The 15,329-nt window shown below is 54.1% G+C and carries 24 protein-coding genes; all 24 read left to right on the forward strand.

Going from position 1 to position 15,329, the window contains the following annotated elements:
- Positions 1-28 precede the first annotated feature (28 nt).
- Positions 29-556 carry a gp16 family protein gene (locus C2U43_RS14560; protein ID WP_044712149.1) on the forward strand — a complete coding sequence of 176 codons (528 nt, stop codon included), beginning with the start codon at positions 29-31 and terminating at the stop codon, positions 554-556.
- Positions 553-960 (forward strand): Mor transcription activator family protein, encoded by a 408-nt coding sequence (locus tag C2U43_RS14565; protein WP_044712148.1) that lies wholly within the window; start codon positions 553-555, stop codon positions 958-960. Before C2U43_RS14560 ends, C2U43_RS14565 begins: the two co-directional genes overlap by 4 nt.
- A gap of 12 nt (positions 961-972) precedes the next feature.
- Complete coding sequence (locus tag C2U43_RS14570) at positions 973-1,491, forward strand: hypothetical protein (protein ID WP_044712145.1); 519 nt, start codon at positions 973-975, stop codon at positions 1,489-1,491.
- An 85-nt stretch (positions 1,492-1,576) separates the two neighbouring features.
- Positions 1,577-2,167, forward strand: coding sequence for a glycoside hydrolase family 108 protein (locus C2U43_RS14575; protein ID WP_044712143.1), 591 nt, complete (start codon positions 1,577-1,579; stop codon positions 2,165-2,167).
- A 1-nt stretch (position 2,168) separates the two neighbouring features.
- On the forward strand, positions 2,169-2,387 hold the full coding sequence (locus tag C2U43_RS14580; protein WP_023277381.1) for a hypothetical protein: 219 nt from the start codon (positions 2,169-2,171) through the stop codon (positions 2,385-2,387).
- On the forward strand, positions 2,380-2,787 hold the full coding sequence (locus C2U43_RS14585) for a hypothetical protein (protein WP_044712134.1): 408 nt from the start codon (positions 2,380-2,382) through the stop codon (positions 2,785-2,787). Before C2U43_RS14580 ends, C2U43_RS14585 begins: the two co-directional genes overlap by 8 nt.
- Positions 2,775-3,383: a hypothetical protein gene (locus tag C2U43_RS14590; protein ID WP_103285374.1), complete on the forward strand. Its 609-nt coding sequence runs from the start codon at positions 2,775-2,777 to the stop codon at positions 3,381-3,383. The genes C2U43_RS14585 and C2U43_RS14590 overlap by 13 nt, the downstream gene beginning before the upstream one ends.
- On the forward strand, positions 3,380-3,586 hold the full coding sequence (locus C2U43_RS14595; RefSeq protein ID WP_044712129.1) for a TraR/DksA family transcriptional regulator: 207 nt from the start codon (positions 3,380-3,382) through the stop codon (positions 3,584-3,586). Before C2U43_RS14590 ends, C2U43_RS14595 begins: the two co-directional genes overlap by 4 nt.
- Entirely contained in the window at positions 3,587-3,892 is a 306-nt protein-coding gene (locus C2U43_RS14600) for a DUF2730 family protein (RefSeq protein WP_016239613.1), read from the forward strand.
- 12 nt (positions 3,893-3,904) lie between these two features.
- Complete coding sequence (locus tag C2U43_RS14605) at positions 3,905-4,192, forward strand: VpaChn25_0724 family phage protein (protein WP_016239612.1); 288 nt, start codon at positions 3,905-3,907, stop codon at positions 4,190-4,192.
- 26 nt (positions 4,193-4,218) lie between these two features.
- Positions 4,219-4,569, forward strand: a complete 351-nt coding sequence (locus C2U43_RS14610; protein WP_233899539.1) for a hypothetical protein — start codon at positions 4,219-4,221, stop codon at positions 4,567-4,569.
- The gene (locus tag C2U43_RS14615) at positions 4,562-4,840 is read left to right on the forward strand and encodes a hypothetical protein (protein ID WP_044712124.1); all 279 of its coding nucleotides are present in this window, start codon (positions 4,562-4,564) and stop codon (positions 4,838-4,840) included. Before C2U43_RS14610 ends, C2U43_RS14615 begins: the two co-directional genes overlap by 8 nt.
- Positions 4,830-5,408: a DUF3486 family protein gene (locus C2U43_RS14620; RefSeq protein WP_016239609.1), complete on the forward strand. Its 579-nt coding sequence runs from the start codon at positions 4,830-4,832 to the stop codon at positions 5,406-5,408. The genes C2U43_RS14615 and C2U43_RS14620 overlap by 11 nt, the downstream gene beginning before the upstream one ends.
- Entirely contained in the window at positions 5,405-6,988 is a 1,584-nt protein-coding gene (locus C2U43_RS14625; RefSeq protein ID WP_044712121.1) for a terminase large subunit domain-containing protein, read from the forward strand. Before C2U43_RS14620 ends, C2U43_RS14625 begins: the two co-directional genes overlap by 4 nt.
- Positions 6,988-8,556 (forward strand): DUF935 domain-containing protein, encoded by a 1,569-nt coding sequence (locus tag C2U43_RS14630; protein ID WP_044712119.1) that lies wholly within the window; start codon positions 6,988-6,990, stop codon positions 8,554-8,556. The genes C2U43_RS14625 and C2U43_RS14630 overlap by 1 nt, the downstream gene beginning before the upstream one ends.
- Positions 8,549-9,343 carry a phage head morphogenesis protein gene (locus C2U43_RS14635; protein WP_044712118.1) on the forward strand — a complete coding sequence of 265 codons (795 nt, stop codon included), beginning with the start codon at positions 8,549-8,551 and terminating at the stop codon, positions 9,341-9,343. Before C2U43_RS14630 ends, C2U43_RS14635 begins: the two co-directional genes overlap by 8 nt.
- 203 nt (positions 9,344-9,546) lie before the next feature.
- The gene (locus C2U43_RS14640; protein ID WP_044712117.1) at positions 9,547-10,503 is read left to right on the forward strand and encodes a phage protease; all 957 of its coding nucleotides are present in this window, start codon (positions 9,547-9,549) and stop codon (positions 10,501-10,503) included.
- Positions 10,504-10,506: 3 nt separating this feature from the next.
- Positions 10,507-11,400, forward strand: coding sequence for a Mu-like prophage major head subunit gpT family protein (locus C2U43_RS14645; RefSeq protein WP_016239604.1), 894 nt, complete (start codon positions 10,507-10,509; stop codon positions 11,398-11,400).
- A gap of 83 nt (positions 11,401-11,483) precedes the next feature.
- Positions 11,484-12,077 (forward strand): hypothetical protein, encoded by a 594-nt coding sequence (locus tag C2U43_RS14650; RefSeq protein WP_044712112.1) that lies wholly within the window; start codon positions 11,484-11,486, stop codon positions 12,075-12,077.
- Entirely contained in the window at positions 12,077-12,517 is a 441-nt protein-coding gene (locus C2U43_RS14655; RefSeq protein ID WP_044712109.1) for a gp436 family protein, read from the forward strand. Before C2U43_RS14650 ends, C2U43_RS14655 begins: the two co-directional genes overlap by 1 nt.
- A complete protein-coding gene (locus C2U43_RS14660; protein ID WP_044712108.1) occupies positions 12,517-13,059 on the forward strand; it encodes a phage virion morphogenesis protein in 543 nt (180 codons plus the stop codon). Before C2U43_RS14655 ends, C2U43_RS14660 begins: the two co-directional genes overlap by 1 nt.
- A complete protein-coding gene (locus tag C2U43_RS14665; RefSeq protein ID WP_044712105.1) occupies positions 13,056-13,679 on the forward strand; it encodes a hypothetical protein in 624 nt (207 codons plus the stop codon). The genes C2U43_RS14660 and C2U43_RS14665 overlap by 4 nt, the downstream gene beginning before the upstream one ends.
- Positions 13,660-13,848 (forward strand): DUF2635 domain-containing protein, encoded by a 189-nt coding sequence (locus C2U43_RS14670; RefSeq protein ID WP_044712104.1) that lies wholly within the window; start codon positions 13,660-13,662, stop codon positions 13,846-13,848. The genes C2U43_RS14665 and C2U43_RS14670 overlap by 20 nt, the downstream gene beginning before the upstream one ends.
- Entirely contained in the window at positions 13,848-15,326 is a 1,479-nt protein-coding gene (locus C2U43_RS14675; protein WP_044712103.1) for a phage tail sheath subtilisin-like domain-containing protein, read from the forward strand. Before C2U43_RS14670 ends, C2U43_RS14675 begins: the two co-directional genes overlap by 1 nt.
- The last annotated feature ends 3 nt before the right edge of the window (positions 15,327-15,329 follow it).

Genomic DNA, 15,329 nt, shown 5'->3' on the forward strand with positions numbered 1-15,329 from the left:
TAAGCCGCCTTTAACCGGAGGTACGATCATGAATCGCACATCCCTGATTAAGTTAATCCATGTTGCCCGCCGCAAGCTACAACTGGACGATGACACTTACCGTTCAGTGCTTCATCGCGTAACGGGAAAGCAAAGTTGTCGTGATCTGAAGGTCGGTCAACTGGAGGATGTACTGAAGGTACTGGAGGATAAGGGGTTTAGACGTACCCGCCCCCGTTCTCCGGCTCGCCGTCATCGTGAAACAGATATCACCGCAAAGGTCCGCAGTATCTGGCGGCAGATGCATCTTGATGGGTTTATCCGTGATGGCAGCGATACCGCACTGGATACGTTCGTCGCGAAGATGACTGTCAGAACCAACAAAGGTAAAGGTATCGCCAGCCTGGCATGGTGCCGTGGCGATAATCTTCTGATGGTGCTGGAAAGCCTCAAGCAATGGCATCTGAGAGAAATGACAGAGGCGCTGAGTCCGCGAGACCTGGCATTTCAGGATCATCGGGGTTATGACGCCATCAACAGCCTGTATTCCAGTAAAGTAAGAAAGGTGCGCACATGAGCGAAAAGCAGAATGACCTGTTTGGTGATATCCAGGATGACAGCATTCTGGAGCACCTGGACGATGACAGTTCGGCGGAAACTGTGCGTTTTCCTGCACTGCTGACAGAACTGAATACGCTGCTGCGTGGCGAACTGACAAAGCATGGCGTGGACCCACGTATCTCTCTGGAGCTGGTTTACGCGATTAGCTGTCAGATTGGCGGCATGCAGATTTATTTCCCACGCGGCCAGACTCTTGAATCACTGATTCGTGATATGAAAATCTGGCGTGATTTCAATGGCAGAAACATCACAGAGTTGGTTGAGCGTTACCGTGTTACCTATAAAACGGTGTATAAAGCCATCAGACGCATGCGTAAACTAGAGCACCGCAAGCATCAACTGGACCTGTTTGGCAATTAAGGATGTTGTTTTATGAGAATGTTGTTATTGATCCCATTGTTACTGGCGTCGTTATCGGTTTCAGCGACTGACTCTTTACTCGAAAAAGTAAAAGAGTCAGTTTCTGGTGTTACACCTATTGATGCCACAGAGTGGTATAAAAAAGGCGATACAAATTTCGCTGAATATGAAGGCGAGTACCGAGGCGTCAAACAGAAAATTAAAGTGGCTGTAAAAACTGGTGAAATCCATATTAAATCTGAAGTTGATAGAGGTGACTTAGCAAAAGATATGGATGCTTTCATGAGAGAGTCTACACTGCGGTGTAACCTGATTTTTAGAAGCATCATTTTACCAGCGGATAAACTGGCAGCTGTGACAGACTGGAATAACGATGAATCTGACGGATTTGAGTTCATGGAAGCCGAAACAGTGTCTGAATCAACCAGACATGAGGCCATGAATGGTGCACCCCATAAAAATATTTATGGGTGGGATGTTAGTATTCGGAGAGAATTAGGAAAAACAGCCTGCTCAGCAATAAAGAACTAATACAATGAAGCCGGTTAATCCGGCTTTTTTTTCGTCCGGCACATGATGGAAGGGAAATTTAACCCACTTCCAAAGGTGCCGTTTTATGAGCAACACCCCCGATTCTCCCGCATTTCGCAATGCTCTTGCTTTCGTGCTCAGCGCAGAACGCGGATATGTCAATGACCCCACTGACCGTGGCGGTGAAACCAACTTCGGTATATCAGATAAACGCGACGGTGTTGCCGATGGCATGACCGACGTTAATGGCGATGGCAAGCCTGATACGCGTATTCGTGATTTAACGGTTGAACAGGCCGGACAGATTTACTTCCGTGACTACTGGTATCCGGCGTATTGCCAGTTTTGGCCGGATGATATAGCCCTGTTTGTCTTTGACTCTGCCGTCCAGCATGGCGTCAAAAAGGCTGTCCAGTTGCTTCAGGAAGCTGCGGGTTTCACCGGCAAAAGTGTTGACGGTATCGCCGGTAAAAACACCCGCGCAGCCGTTGAACGAGCTGACCCTGACTGGCTGCTGAACCGTTTATTTCTGCGTCGTTCCCGCTATTACGCCGACATCATCAAATCAAACCCTTCACAGGGCAAGTTCCTCAACGGCTGGTTTAACCGCCTGGACAACCTCGCTGACGCCTGTCGTGAGATTTCCGGTGTCCGCTATTCGGTAGCCCGGAGCTGATATGGGCAAGGGATGGGACGCTTCGCTGAAACAGGGGCGACGTGACCGGCTGCGGCAGGAAGTGCTTCACCGAATGGCAGGCGGCCCCGTCCCTGTTCCGACAAGTTATGCAGGTCATGACGGTACACACGCCAGTTACTACATGCGCGGCTGGTCATCCGTCGATATCAGAGACATCGTCTGGCAATGCCAGCGATACAAGGAAAAACATAATGTTTAAATCGTTTAGCTACGACTGGTTAAAGCTGGCGCTGGTACAGGTTTTGCGCTCCGGATGGAGCATTGTCATTCTCGTCGGTTTGTCGTTGTTTATCTGTAGTTTTACGGGGCGTCACGCCTTTCTGGTCTGGTGGCTGGCGTTGTCCGGTGTGGTCCTGGTCGGGTTCAGCATCTTTCTTGGCAATCTGCCTTACAGGCTTCTTAAACCTGAAACGCACATCAGCCGGCATGCCTGTTTCTGGTCGTGGGTTGTCTGGGGCGTTGGGTTCGTTCTTATCTGCCTGAGTCCACTTTATGCCAGCCCGCTGTACCTCCTTTTCCTTGAACCACTCGGCGCAGCCACAGGATTTCTGTTCTGTCAGTGGGTTGCACGTAAGGGGCTGCTTGTATGGATCCAGTAACCCTCACCACCATTGCCTCCGTTCTGATGAAGGCCGGACCGTCATTACTGCGTACTGTGGGCGGCTGGTTCGGTGGTGACACCGCCAGAACGGCAGATTCTGTGGCGGGGATCGTTGAGAACGTCAACAGCGTCATTAACCCGCAGGACCAGCAGCGAGTGCTTGAGCAGAAACTGGCGGCGCTGCCGCCAGAACAGTTCGTCCAGCTCCAGTCCCTGAAAGTCCAGATTGAGCAATTCCAGCTTGAGTGGGACAAAGCCGTACTGGCTGACCGTCAGGCTGCTCACCATGAACAGCAGGAAACCATCCGTAACGGGGACAACGCCACGGATGAATATGTCCGTCAGACCAGACCGCTGATGGCCCGGCTGTCGCTCTACAGCAGCATTGCGTATGTGATGCTGATGTCTGTGGGTCAGCAGGCTGGCGCGGTATCCGGTGCTTTTGGTCATGCCTTCTCCATGCCATCACCGGACTGGGATATCGCACTCATGCTGGCGACACCGGCGCTTGGGTATCTCGGTTTTCGCACCCTTGACGGGTTCGCCCGGTACAGCAAATCAAGCAAACACAAAACGATGGCGGCGGGTAGATGACGGATGAACTGGACAAGGCCAGCGGCCTTGAGATGGCAGACCGTGAACGGGCATTAAATGCTCAGTTAAACAGGGTTAAAGAATCCCCTGACACTCCAGGCCACTGCAACGACTGTGGTGACGAAATTGACCCGAAACGACTGGCGGCCATGCCGGATGCCGTGACCTGCATTGACTGCCAGACACTCAGGGAGACGGCATAAATGGAATGGGAAACCGTAAGAAGTAACTGGGCTGTCATCTGGGCCGGACTGATGTCCGGAATCAATATTATCCACCTGCTGCTGGTAAAAACCTATGCCCGCCGGGAAGAGATGGAGAAAGTTAACAGCCGGATGAGTGCACTTGAAAAGGCCATCGACGGGATGCCGTCGCGACAGGAACTCCACCAGTTGCAACTGGATATGAGCAACCTGCGCGGCGAAATACGGGAGTTCTCCGGAATGCTCCGGCAGGCCACACGTATCAGCGATCTGTTGCTGGAAAACGAACTGAAGGAAAAAAATTAAGAGGCTATGAGCATGCAAGAAATCCTCAACAGCGACCAGCGTCTGGTCATTCTGCGCTCACTGGTGGAGTGCGGAGACAGCGCAAACGAATCCATTCTACAGACCTGCCTTCAGACTTACGGCCATCGGGTTTCCCGTGACACCGTCCGCACCCTCCTTGCGTGGCTACGTGAACAGGGACTCGTCACCCTGTCAGATGTCTCCGGGTGTTACGTCGCCGGCATCACTGGACGCGGTGAAGATGTGGCCTTCGGGCTGGCGACGGTCCCCGGCGTCAAAAAACCACGTGCGCGGGAGTGACTATGGAACGGGCCAGAATACTTCAAATGTTAATGACCTGCCGCCAGCAGGCGGAACAGTTGCGCCGCCTGTCAGGTCTGGCGGAACGTCGGGAGTCCGGTGAAATTGGCATATCAGCGAATGCGCTTTTTCAGGCCGCTGTGATCATTGATTCCCTTATCAGTGCAAATGAAAAAGCACTGGAAGGCATTGCGCGGCTGGACCGCTCTGAAACCCAGCTTATCGGAGAGCGTGATCAGGTCATCGCCGCACTGGACAGCATGTATGAGGCTGTAACCGGTGCGCCCCCGGAGTGGAGCAGCGCATTTGGCTTTACGGATGCGATTAACGGCGTGACAGAGCGTATTTTTGAACTGGAGAATATCAGCCATGACTAAAGCCCTTAAGCCACTGAGCAGTAGCCAGCGTGACATTATCCGGAAAATGGCCGCCATTCTCGTCTGTGCGGAAATTGAAGTCAGAGCCATTGCGCCACGGTTTGAAAAATCGACGGGTAAAAAATACAACTCCGAATCCGCTGATTCGTATCTGAACACATTCCTCAACAGCAACCCGGAATATAAACGCGTCTGGAAGTTGCTGCTGAAAGACAAATCCAGCGTTGAACGTGACTTCCTTGACCGTATGAGGAGGGAGAATGGCAAGTGAACGCCAGACGCGCGGACGACCTTCAAAGATTGATTTGCTCCCGGATGCGGTCCGGGAGCAACTTCATCAGATGCTACGCGACAAACGACATACCCAGGAAGAAATCCGCGAAGCGATTAACGAGTTGATCAACGAATATAACCTTCCGGAGGACATGCAAATCAGCCGTACCGGTCTGAACCGCTACGCAAGCCGCATGGAAACGATGGGGTCAAAGATTCGCGCTTCACGCGAGATGGCTGAAATATGGGCATCAAAACTTGGCTCAGCGCCGACGTCTGACGTCGGAAAATTACTGCTGGAGTTTGTCAAAACACTGGCCTTTGAAACCTCAATGGAAATGGCTGACAGCGATAAAACTGTCGAACCAAAAGCGCTGGGCCAGCTTGCGCTTGTCGCCCAGCGACTGGAAGCTGCAGCGATGGCAAGCCACAAACGCGAGAAAGAAATCCAGCAGGAGTTTGCGAAAAAAGCCGCTGCGGCCGCAGAGACCATTACCCGTTCTGCTGGTCTGTCTGCTGAGACGGCGGCTGATATCAAACGTCAGATTCTGGGGATTGCAGAATGACGACGATGACGCCGGACAGAACACTCACCAGTCAGTCCGCTGCGGCTATCCTGTCGGGCGAGTTCGACAAAAGCCAGCTACTGCTTCCCTACCAGAAGCGGTGGATTGCCGACTCCTCTCAACTGAAGATTGCCGAGAAGTCGCGTCGTACCGGTCTGACCTGGGCGGAAGCGGCTGACGCGGCCCTCAACGGCTCAATGTCGGTGGAGGCTGGCGGGTGCGACACGTTCTACGTCGGCACAACGAAAGACATGGCCCGTGAGTTTATTGATGCCTGTGCCATGTGGGCGAAAGCCTATGACCGCGCCGCGTCTGGCATTGGTGAAGAAGTGCTGAAGGATGAAGACAAAGACATCCTGGTCTATGTCATCCAGTTCGCCAGTGGCTACAAAATCAAGGCGCTGTCGTCTAACCCGTCGAACCTGCGTGGTATGCAGGGTAACGTCATCATTGACGAGGCCGCATTCCAGGCTGACCTTGCAGCGGTACTCAAGGCGGCGCTGGCGCTGACAATGTGGGGGAATAATGTTCGCCTTATTTCCACCCACAACGGTATTGATAACCTGTTTAACACCATCATTACCGACAGCCGGGCCGGGAAAAAACGCTACTCTGTCCATCACGTCGATATTGAAACGGCCATTGCTGAGGGGCTGTATCAGCGCATCTGTCAGGTCACAAAAAAAGTCTGGTCTGTGGAAGCCGAAGCGGAATGGCTGGCTAACCTGCTGAGCGACACGGCTACAGAGGAAGATGCCCGCGAGGAATACTACTGCGAGCCGAAGAACGGCGGTGGCGTCTATATCGCACGTTCCCTGCGCGAACGCGCGGCCAGAGGTCCGACCGTTGTCCTGCGCTTCACTGGTACGGCTGATTTTAACGCGATGCCGGACGGGCTGCGCCGTGTGGACATGCAGGAATGGCTGGAGACGGTCGTACTTCCCGAACTGGAGAAACTGCCGCAGAACCTGCGCCACTGTCTGGGGGAAGACTTTGCGCGTAATGGTGACCTGACCGTGTTTGCACCGGTGACAGTCAACGATGACACGACGCGCAACGTCCCGTTCCTGGTGGAACTCAGCAATGTGCCATTTAAACAGCAGGAGCAGGCGCTGTTTTATATCTGTGACAGGCTTCCCCGCCGTGACGGCATCAAGCTCGATGCGCGGGGTAACGGTCAGTATCTGGCAGAACAGGCGGCGGAAAAATACGGTGATGAAGTTGAGCAGGTGCAGCTTTCCGTCAAATACTACCGGGAAAACATGCCCCGGTTCCGTGCGGCATTCGAAGACAATGAACTGGTACTGCCAAAACATGAAGATGTGATCACCGACCTCGGCGCAATTCAGCTTTATCGCGGCGTACCTGGCATTGATGATGCACGCACTACCGGCACCGATGGCCGCAAGCGTCACGGTGACTCCGCTATCGCTATTTTTCTCGGTTTCCTCGCCAGTCGCGAGGACTGCCGGCGTTATGAAGTCTACAAGTTAAAGAAACCTTCCCGCCCCGATGAGCGTAATGAACACCGTCAGGTCCGCATCACACGGGGTCTTAAAAATCAGCGGGGATTACTCTGATGTTTAAACAACTAACCGGAGCCGTTCGTCGGCTGTTCAGTCCTGCCACGGGGGAAGTTGTCACCGTGAACAAGGACGAGCTGAAACAGACGCAATCCGCAGCGGCGGTAATGAGTGTACGTTCCCCCTCGGCAGGTATCAGCGTTGCCAGTACGCTGAGTCCCGGCAGGCTTGCGGGGATTTTACGTAATGCAGCCGATGGTCATGCCCGTGATTTCTTCATCATGGCGGAGGAACTGGAGGAACGTGACCTCCACTACGCCAGCGTTTTACGTACGCGCAAGCTGACGGTTTCCGGGATTGAACCTTCGGTGGAGGCCGGGAGCGATTCCCCTCGTGATGTGGAAATCGCAGATGATATCCGTAATCTCATGGCGCAACCGCAGGTTCCTGAACTGCTGTTCGATCTGCTGGACGGGCTTGGTAAAGGGGTTGGTGTCTGCGAAATCCTCTGGAATACCAGCACCACACTCTGGAAACCCCGCGATTATGAATGGGTTGATCCGCGCTTTCTGAAACCTGACCGGGAAACCCTGCGTGATTTCAGGCTACTGACGGACAGGAACCCCATTGATGGTGAACCATTGTCACCGGGGAAATTTATCGTCCATAAACCCCGCCTGAAATCCGGTTTGCCCTTGCGTAACGGTCTGGCGCGTCTGGTGGCCGTTATGTATATGCTCAAGTCCTACACCGTCCGGGACTGGTGGGCGTTTGCTGAAAAATTTGGTATCCCGATTGTAGTGGGTAAATACGGCAACAATGCCAGCCCGGAACAAATCCAGACATTGCTGGATGCGATTGCATCACTGGCATCAGATGCCGGCTGCGCAATCCCCGATTCGATGAAACTGGAGATGCAGGAAGCGGCGAGCCGTAACAGCGGTGGCACTCTCTTTAAAGAGATGGCCGAATGGTGTGACGCGCAGATTAGTAAGGCCGTACTGGGGCAGACCATGACCACCGATGACGGCAGTTCACGTGCTCAGGCGGAAGTCCACAATGGTGTGCGTATGGACATCGCCAAATGGGATGCCTGGCAGTTATCCAACACGCTGTCTGAATTCCTTGTCCGTCCCTATGTGGATATGAATTACGGGCCACAGGAGCATTACCCCCGCGTCGTTCTGCGCATCAGCAAACCGGAAGACCTTAAGGTACTGGTGGATGCACTGTCGCCACTGATTGACCGGGGTATGGAAGTTCAGATGTCAGAGATCCGTGACAAATTCGGGCTGTCTGAACCGGAGAAAGGCGCAAAAATTCTGACACCAACGGCGCAAATGGCTAACCCACTACCGGCCATGAACCGTGAGCAGACTGCACTTAACCGCAGCCAGCCTGACGCCCTTGATATGATGGTGGATGACGCCATGAAAGACTGGCAGCGTACCGGCGATGCGTTCACCAGTCCGGTGCTTGCGCTGGCAAAGAACTCTGACAGTTTTGAATCTTTTCTCGCTGGTCTGCCGGCGCTTCAGAAAGAACTTAATGCGGATGAGTTTGCGACGCAACTGGCGATGCTCTGTTTTAAAGCCCGGTCGCTGGGAGATGTAAACGATGGCTAAGCCGGTCAGCGATAAATACAGCATTATTCCCCAGGAAGCACTGGCCTGGCTGAAGGCGAAAAAGCTGAAGCCGGGATTTGATTACCGTGATGTCTGGATGGAAGAACACAGCATCGGCTTTACTGTGGCAAAAATGACGCAGCTTGATTTGCTGGCGGACGTTCGCCAACTCGTGGAGGACGCACTGGAGAACGGCCAGACCTTTGAGCAGTTTCGCGAGGTTCTTAAACCTATGCTGGTCAAACGTGGATGGTGGGGACAGCAACTGATGGATGACCCCCTGACCGGTGAAACCCGTACTGTCCAGCTCGGCAGTGACCGCCGGATGCGCGTTATCTATGACACTAATATGCGGACCGCCCGCGCGGCGGGACAATGGCAGCGTATTGAACGGACCCAACGGGCAATGCCTTATCTTGTCTACACCGTCGGACCCTCACGTGAGCACCGTGCAGAACATCTGCGCTGGAAGGATGTCTGTCTACCGGTGGACCATCCCTTCTGGCGAACACACATGGGGCCGAACGGCTGGGGCTGCAAATGCGGTGCACGGCAAGTCAGCCGGTATGAGTATGAGCAGATGAAGGCCAACGGCACTATCAACACGGAAGCCCCTGAAGTCCGCACGGTCAGGTGGGTTAACAAACGCACCGGCGAAGAAGAGACCATTCCGGAGGGGATTGATCCCGGCTGGGCGTACAACCCCGGAATCTCCCGCAGTCGCGAGCTGGATGAACAGCTACGCAGAAAACAGGACGCGTTTGACAGTCATTCGCCACAAAGATAAAAATCATCCCACAACGCGCGTGGCGGCATTAACGATTATTACGTCATGACGGCATATGAAAAAATCGTTAAACGCGCCACAGCGTTTTTAAACGTGTTTTAAACGCGGTTTCATGCCGCGTTTACAGTGAAGCCGGTTAATCCACCTGCATCCCCGTTTCCCCCCACACTGTCCGGAAGTAAACAACGTGACCGGACAACACCATGAACCCGAACAATACGGAACTGCTGGCGCTCTGCTTTCAGCTTCCTGACCTTACCGATGATGCATTGCCTGAATGGCTGCCGATGATACCGGCGGGAACCTTTACAGGGCGTGATGGCCGTTCATGGGTGAACAATAATCCTGAAGCCATCATTCGTGCCTCGATGGCTTATCCAAAGCTCCCGTTTGATATCGAGCACTCCACCGAACTGAAAGGCCCGAAAGGCGATGAAGCCCCGGCTTATGGCTGGATTGACGGCTATCGCGTCAGTGATGGCGTGGTGGAGGCGCACGTTGAATGGACTGATGACGGCGTGGCGCAGCTGCGCGGCAAGAAGTATCTCTATTACAGTCCGGCCTTTCGGTTCACTGCGGACGGTCAGGTCACCCGCCTGTCCAGCGCCGCGCTGACCAACAAACCCAACCTTGATTTACCCGCACTCAACTCTGAGGAAAACACGATGACCGTACCTGTCCAGATTGTGACAGTACTTGGCCTCGCGGCCACTGCCACAGCAGACGACGCAGTAAAAGCCATTCAGCAGATTAAGACCGCCGAGCAGGTGGCGCTTAACCGCGCTGAGAATCCTGACCTGACGAAATTCATTCCGGTAGAGACCCACCAGTTAGCACTTAACCGTGCGGAAAGTGCTGAAAGCAAACTCAATGAGATTGCCATCAAAGAATCAGAAGCTCTGGTGGACAGTGCCATCGAGTCGGGGAAAGTCGCACCGGCTAACCGCGAAATGTATCTCGCCACCTGCCGCTCTGAAGAAGGCCGCCAGCGATTCTCTGAATTCGTGAAAGCGGCACCGGTCATTGTCAGCAAGACCACGACGACCAAAAAAGAAAGCACCGAAGGTCACGCCTCGCTTTCTGACGAAGACCTCGCGATGTGCCGCCATATGGGCATCAGCGAAGAAGAATTCCTTTCCGTTCGTAAGCAGGAGAAATAATTCATGCAGGTATCCGCAGAAGTATTGCATGCCCTGACCACCGCACTGAGCGCCGCCTTTACCAAAGGTGTTGGTCGTGTCAATCCGCAGTATCGATCCATCGCCACGGTTATCCCCAGTTCCGGCGCATCTAACACTTATGGCTGGGTTGAAGACTTCCCGACCATCAAAGAATGGATCGGGGCGCGTCAACTGAAAGAACTGGCTCAGGCCGGGTATGTCATTACCAACAAGACCTGGGAAAACTCGGTCAAGGTTAAGCGTGAAAAAATCGAGGACGATCAGATTGGTCAGTATTCCGTGATTGCTGAGCAGCTTGGCCGCGATACCACGATTTTCCCGGACAAACTGTCGTTTGAGTTGCTGTGCAAAGGCTTCGATACGCTGTGCTGGGATGGTCAGTATTTCTTCGATACCGATCACCCTGTTGGTACATCCACCAAATCGAACGTTGTGGGCGACCCGGCGACCGATACGGGTGAGCCGTGGTTCCTGATTGATGCAACGCATGCGCTGCTGCCCATCATTTATCAGGAACGCCGTCCGTTTAACTTCATCGCCCTTGATGATCTCACCAGCGAGCGCGTGTTCCTTCAGAACGAATTCGCCTACGGGACCGATGGCCGCAGCAACGTTGGTTTTGGTTTCTGGCAGACCTGTGTGGGATCAAAAGCCGCACTGAACAAAGCGAACTATGAAGCCGCCGTCTCCGCAATGATGGGTATCACGGACTCTAACGGCGAACCTCTGGGCATGAATCCGACATTGCTGGTCGTCGGTAAGAATAACCGTGGTGCGGCCAAAGCGCTGATTGAAGCGGTTACGGCTGATGGTGGCGGTTCAAACATCTATTACAAGGATGTTGATCTGCTGGTCTCTCCTTACGTCAAAGCATGACGTCATTACGTAAAAAATCACGTAACGCCGGATTAAGGAGGGGTTAACCCTCCTTTAAACCCACCCTGAATGAGGTTTAAAAAGTGAGTGGAAAAGTTAATAAGTCAGCCGCTGGTAAGACCGGAACCACTTCGGAAAAGAAAGCCGACAAAGCAACGAAGAATACGACTGTCCCGGCGCAACCGACACCGGTGGCACCAGTTATTACTGATGACAGTCAGACATCACAACCGACGGTTGCAGCTTCAGATGTCGCATCTGACCCGGAACCTGTACCCGGTGACGGTGGAATAACGGCTATCCCGGCCACAGTCAGCCTTGTCACCATGCCGGGCGAGAACACGGGTGATGACCTGAGAAAACATCTCTGGCAGGAAACGCTGGCACATGACCATTCAGAGGCTGTTCGCATTGCTGAAAATGTCGTGGTGCTGGAGGTCCGCGCCATTCCTGAAAATGGTTTTCACCGGGCAGGCCGATTCTGGCCGCACGATACGGTGCATGTGTTTGTCAGCGATAACCCGGATGAACAGATTCTGGAAGATGCCGGTGGTAAGCCGCTACAGGGTTGCGTGATCAGCACCGACACAGCCCTGCGTCTGAAGGCTGAAAAGATGCTGATTGTGACCGAACTGGCGACCATTGCCGGGACTGAAGCCAACGTGGAGAGCGAATAATGGGCATCTACGTAACGCGTGAAGACCTGCTGGCAACCGATGGTGACCGCGTCTGGAACATGGCAATCAACAAAGAGACGCAGCAGCTTGACGAAGAAAAGATCCAGCGTGCGATTGATGATACTGATGCAGAAATTAATTCCTTTCTGGCAAAGCGTTATCAGTTGCCGCTGAACCTTCCGATCCTGCCGAGTCCGTTGCGCCGGGCGGCGGTTTCCATCGCGTTCTACTGGCTGTCTGAACGGGACCATCAGATCACCGATGAAATCCAGAAGCGTTACGACGAAGCCCTCCGCACCCTGCGTGAAATCGCCAACGGCACCCGTGACCTCGGTGTGCCGTCTGACACCCCGGTCCCTGAGACCGACACTGGAAAGCTGATCATCGTCAGTGAAAACCGTCGTCTGTTCACCCGTAACAACCTGAAAGGGGTGCTGTGATGGGAATTACTGTCGAGGTCAGAGGAGACCAGAAGCTTCAGGACATTCGCCGTGCGATTGAGCGACTGGCTGACCAGTCGCTGCAACAGGAGCTACTGGAGAGCATTGGCGCTGTGGTGGAGTCACAGACCCGCCGACGTATCTCCAGCGAGAAATCCAGTCCTGCCGGTGAGAAGTGGCAGGACTGGTCTGACAGCTACGCGAAAACCCGACACAGCAACCAGAGTCTGTTACAGGGCAACGGCGACCTGCTCGACAGTATCCAGTATGTGGTCAGCGGCTCTGTCGTTCGTGTGGGTACGCCGCTTGATTATGGCCGGACGCATAACGAGGGTTTTTCCGGCTCGGTGTCTGTGTCAGCCCATAAGCGCCTCATCTCACAGGCATTTGGTCGGGCGCTTAAACACGGGGTATGGCAAACCGTGGGGGCGCATAAACGTATGTTAAACATCCCGCAGCGTGAATTCCTCGGCCTGTCCTCCGGGAACAGTCAGGAACTGCTGCACGTCATCGGGGATTTCTGGAATGAGGTTCTGCAATGAGTGAGCGTCCGGCATTTGTCACCCTGGGCAGCACGGTCAGTGCCGCCGAGAATATTGTTAACTGGCTGAAAGCTGAACTTGAGGGTGAAAAACAACCAGACCGGGTTGAAAAGTTGGAACGTCACATCGGTCAGTTTAACACCCCGGAACAGGTCAAAAGCTATATGTCCGGGCGTGGCGGCAGTATCCGTATAGCAGCCTTGCGGGTCAGAAACATCCAGAACCGTCGCGGCATGACCGGCCTTGTGACCTGGGCGGCCTACATCATGATGGCTGATTTCTGGGGATACCCGCGCGATGCCCGCTGTGAGGTTATCGCCGGACGCCTTGCCCGTCGTATCAGTTGTCGTGAAGCGGCTGCGGGCATGAAGGCTGAGCGTATGGCTGAGAACATTGCCGCTGAAAACCTCTGGTCGGGTGGCCTGGACAATCTCGGGATCACCATGTGGGCCGTTACATGGGAACAGGAATTCCGTCTTGATGATGAGATAGACCTGTCCACGCTGCCGGAATTCCTGCGACTGGGTGCAACCATTGTGGTGAACGGACAGCCGGTAAGCGATGAGCCGCAAATCATAAACGTAAGAGAAGGACAGACTGATGACAAAGAAAATGATTAAGCCATCACGGGCGGGCCTGCTCGTTCGTAAGGCTGATGGCAGTCACCTTGCCGCTGATGGCGAGACACTGCCGGTCAATGCGTACTGGCTGCGCCGTGAAAAAGAAGGCGATGTGAATATCACTGAGCCACCGAAGTCCCGCACATCTAAAACCGATAAGGAGGCATGATGTCCATCGGTAATATTCCTGATGATATTCGTGTCCCGCTGGTCTGGATCGATATCGATAACTCTATGGCGATGAGTGCCGCGCCGGCACAGTCCCGAAAAATTCTGGTTGTGGGTCAGCAGCTCGCCAGCGCGACTGCTTTACCGTTGACGCTGAATCGTATTACTGGCGACAGCATGGCCGATGAACTCTATGGCCGTGGCTCGATGCTGGGTGAAATGGCAAAGATGGTCCGTAAGGCCAACAGCTACACCGAGATGTATGCGATGGGACTGGAGGATATTGCCCAGGGCGCCGCAGCGAGTGCCACAGTCACGATGCTCGGCACCGCCACTCAGGCCGGTACACTGGCACTGATGATCAATGGCGTGTCTGTCCAGGTCGGGGTCAGCATCGGTGATGAAGCGGAAACCATTGCCGGCAATATCATCACTGCGATTACCGCAAAGCCTGCCACTCAGGTCACCGCCACAGCAAAAGCTGAGGCTGCTGCAACGGTAGTGCTGACCGTGAAGTGGAAAGGTGTCACGGGAAATGACAGCGATGTGCGCCTGAACTATTACGCCGGAGAAAAAACACCTGCCGGCATCAGTGCAACACTGACTGCATTTTCGGGTGGCACGGGGACGCCGGATATTCAGGCGGTTGTCGCTGCGCTGGGAGATGACTGGTACACGGATATCATCTTCCCGTACCTCGATACCCAGAGCCTGAACACTATCCGTGACGAACTGCTGGAGCGCTGGGGACCGCTCAAAATGATGGAGGCTTTGCTGTGGTCTGCTTATCGCGGAACACATGCCCAGAGCGGTACATTCGGACATACCCGCAATGACTGGCTGATTTCCTGTATTGGCACCAACATCGCACCTGAACCGTCATGGTTATGGGCCGCCAGCTACGGCGCAACGGCGGCATACCAGTTGGCCCTTGACCCGGCCCGTCCTCTCCAGACTCTGATCCTGAGCGGCATTAAGCCGCCCGCTCGCGGTATCCGCTGGGATATGCCGGAGCGTAACCTGCTGCTGCATGACGGTATCGCCACGCACTTTGTCGATGCCGGAGATAACGTCTGTATTGAGCGCGAAATCACCATGTACCGCGTTAACCGCTATGGCGATACTGACATTTCATACCTCGATGTGCAGTCGCCGGCAACGCTTGGCCGTATCCGCTATGTCATCAAAAACCGTTTCACCAGTCGCTACCCACGCCACAAGCTGGCAGGTGATGACGTGCTTGATTTGCTCGATGCCGGTCAGCCAGTCATGACGCCAAAAATCTGTCGGGCTGAGTTACTGGATATTGCGCTGACGGAGCTTATCCCGGCAGGTCTGGTGGAGGATTTCGAGGATTATAAAGACACGCTTGATGTCACCATCGACAGCAAAGACCCAAACCGTCTGAACTTTATCTGCCACCCGAATCTGGTGAATCAGTTGCGCGTTCTGGCCGGTCTCATCCAGTTCAAACTTTAAGGA

Source organism: Citrobacter freundii complex sp. CFNIH9, from assembly GCF_002903305.1.
In the GTDB taxonomy this organism is placed as follows: Bacteria; Pseudomonadota; Gammaproteobacteria; order Enterobacterales; family Enterobacteriaceae; genus Citrobacter; species Citrobacter portucalensis.